Genomic DNA, 2,739 nt, shown 5'->3' with positions numbered 1-2,739 from the left:
CGTCCAAAAAGGACGGGCGGGACGCCCATCCCACAATAACAATTAAAATTGTAAGTTATTTAATTCGCGATCCTAAAGCCGTTCCAAGAAATTTCGCAATAATTGCTTTCCCGCAGTCGTCAAAATACTTTCCGGGTGAAACTGCACACCTTCAATGTGCGGATATTCCCGGTGCCGCACGCCCATAATAGTTCCGTCTTCAACCCAAGCCGTAATTTCCAAAACTTCAGGACAACTCTGCTTTTCAATTACCAAACTGTGATAGCGAGTTGCAATCATCGGCGATTCCACGCCCTGAAAAACTCCGACTCCTGCGTGTTCTACCTGAGAAGTTTTGCCGTGCATCAACACGGGTGCAGAAACAATTTTGCCGCCGAATACTTGACCGATACTTTGATGTCCGAGGCACACGCCTAAAATTGGTAGAGTCGGCCCCAATTCTTTGATTAATTCCAGAGAAATTCCCGCATCTTCCGGCCGCCCCGGGCCTGGAGAAATCACCACTGCCGCAGGCTGTAATTGCCTAATTTCTGCTAAGGAAATTTGGTCGTTGCGGTAGACTTGCACTTCGCTGGCTACCGGCAACTCAGCACCGAGTTCTCCTAGATACTGTACCAAATTGTATGTAAAACTGTCGTAGTTATCGATGACTATAATCACGGGTTAAGTTAGATTTTAGGTTTTAGATTTTAGATTTTAGGTTAACTCGCTCCCTGAAAGCAAGGGTTTCAAGATTTTAGATAGATGCCGAAGATAAAAATAGCTGCAATATAGACTAAGAAAACTAAAAATCTCAAATTGGTCATCTAAAACCTAAAATTTTCTGGGCCCAATAAGTTACTGACGGGCGATCGCAATTTGAACGACTGCCCACAAAGGAGGAAGCAGAAGTGCAGCACCGACGATCGTAGCAGCCATTGCTGATACCAGAACCGCTCCAGCACCGCAGTCTTTGGCAATTTTGGCTAGTTCGTGGTAGGATTGCCCGACTGTCAAGTCTACCACGGATTCGATCGCCGTATTCAACAGTTCCATTGCTAAAACTATGCCAATGGTGACGCCGATCACAGATATTTCTACAGGTTGGAGTTGCAAAAATAGCGCGAGTCCGATCGCCAATGTTCCTATAACAGTGTGAATCCGAAAATTGCGCTGAGTTTCAAAAGCATAACTCAGACCCCCCCAAGCGTATCTAAAACTCGTAGCTAAGCTAGATGCGATTTTCCAGGACAGATCTCGGTTGTATTTCAAGGCTTTTTTAGACTCGTGGACTGTCTGGCTAGAAGAGTCTTGAGGCATGGGCAGAAACTGTGCGATTTGTGATGAAATTGAGGGTCTATCTAGTGTCATAAAGAACCAACTTTAATTTACAGAGATGAATGAAAGCTAAACTTTTGAAATTAACTTCATCAAGTCTAGGTAACTTTTCTAAGTTTTTACTAAAGTTTTGGTTTAATTTCAGAAAGTTATATTGGGCTTGACATACTTTGTTAAGTAACCATCAACTTCAGTTATGCTGTTTGGATCGTAAGACCGATCGCCTGCAGCAATGTTTCTTGTTGATCGAGCATTTGAGTCAGACTTTCTTCATCCGGGTGATCCCAGCCCAAAAGATGCAGAAAACCGTGGGCTGCCAGCCAAGCTAGTTCGGTCTTCAGGGGATGTCCTTGCTGCTGGGCTTGTCGGTTAGCTGTATCGATCGAGATGACGATATCACCCAAGTATAGGGGTTCCGATGACTGCATTTCCTCTAGCTGAGGACAGTCTACCTCTAAAGCTGCGAAAGCTAGTACATCGGTCGATCGATCTAGCTGGCGGTACTGGAGGTTGAGGGCTTGCATCTCCGTATCGGCGGTTAAACGCAGACTGACTTCGTAGCCTGGGGCCACTGGCACATCCGCCGCCTGGTTTTCCAGCCAAACGCTAAACCAATTTTCCCAGGTTTCGGCTGCAATCTCCCCGCTGGCTCCACTCTCAGGGAGGTTGGAAGCGTCGGCTGACTGCAGGGCGTGCCCGTAACAGTCCTCGACGTTCACCTCTATTAACATTTTTTTGCTCTCCTGTCAAGGGATATATTCAATTTTTTTACAAATTCCAATTGCGCGATCGAACGGCAGGGGATTTTGCTGTTGCTGGAAAGATACAGTAATCTGTTAGAGATTGCAACAGGCAGGCAGAACAATCAGCTTAACTCCCGATTAAGAAATATCAAAAACATCAGCAGAAATTAGAGGCTGATTGTTGGAATCCCCAATTAAGAATTGAAATAGCGATCGAGAAAAGCCAAACCCACGAGTACGCCTAAAAGTCCGGCAGCTGTCAAGGCAAAATGAAACAGAGAAGTCGCCCGCTTGCGAACCATGTTCCGCATCGCCAGCTTGACATAACTCGGTGGAGGTGCAGTGTTTGTCGGTGCTGTCGGGGTTTCGGCGGACTCTTCTGAGGCGGGAATTGCTGAGGGAGGTTGACTCATAACGGTTAGTTTAGAAGGTTAAGAGAGGGACTGTTGAGGACAGGCTCGTCCCGATGTTAACAAATATGTAACGTTTTGTGTAGGCTTTTTTAGCTTTTCGATCGCCCTGGGCCCATTCAAGGGGGATTATACCAACAGATTAATGTGCGATCGCCCTGATTATCAATTCGATATTTTCTTTTCATCTTCATAGGACTTACGCATTGACAAAAAACATTATCTATGTATTCTAGACAATGCCACCACTACTAAAGTTTGCTAAAATA

General features: G+C 45.5%; 4 protein-coding genes. All 4 read right to left on the bottom strand.

Annotated features, from left to right (window positions below):
* Window positions 1–72 precede the first annotated feature (72 nt).
* The 4 genes from QUB24_RS33130 to QUB24_RS33115 all read right to left on the bottom strand — a co-directional run bounded on the left by QUB24_RS33130 (window position 73) and on the right by QUB24_RS33115 (window position 2,473).
* A complete protein-coding gene (locus QUB24_RS33130; RefSeq protein ID WP_333157814.1) occupies window positions 73–660 on the bottom strand; it encodes an aminodeoxychorismate/anthranilate synthase component II in 588 nt (195 codons plus the stop codon).
* 177 nt (window positions 661–837) lie between these two features.
* Entirely contained in the window at window positions 838–1,350 is a 513-nt protein-coding gene (locus tag QUB24_RS33125; RefSeq protein WP_333157812.1) for a diacylglycerol kinase family protein, read from the bottom strand.
* Between the two features lie 161 nt (window positions 1,351–1,511).
* On the bottom strand, window positions 1,512–2,048 hold the full coding sequence (gene ybeY / locus QUB24_RS33120) for an rRNA maturation RNase YbeY (protein WP_333157810.1): 537 nt from the start codon (window positions 2,046–2,048) through the stop codon (window positions 1,512–1,514).
* 206 nt (window positions 2,049–2,254) lie between these two features.
* Entirely contained in the window at window positions 2,255–2,473 is a 219-nt protein-coding gene (locus QUB24_RS33115; RefSeq protein WP_172190724.1) for a DUF3285 domain-containing protein, read from the bottom strand.
* Window positions 2,474–2,739 lie beyond the last annotated feature (266 nt).

This window comes from Microcoleus sp. B9-D4, assembly GCF_036705105.1.
Lineage (GTDB): Bacteria > Cyanobacteriota > Cyanobacteriia > Cyanobacteriales > Microcoleaceae > Microcoleus.
This window is presented reverse-complemented; position numbering and strand designations above follow the sequence as displayed.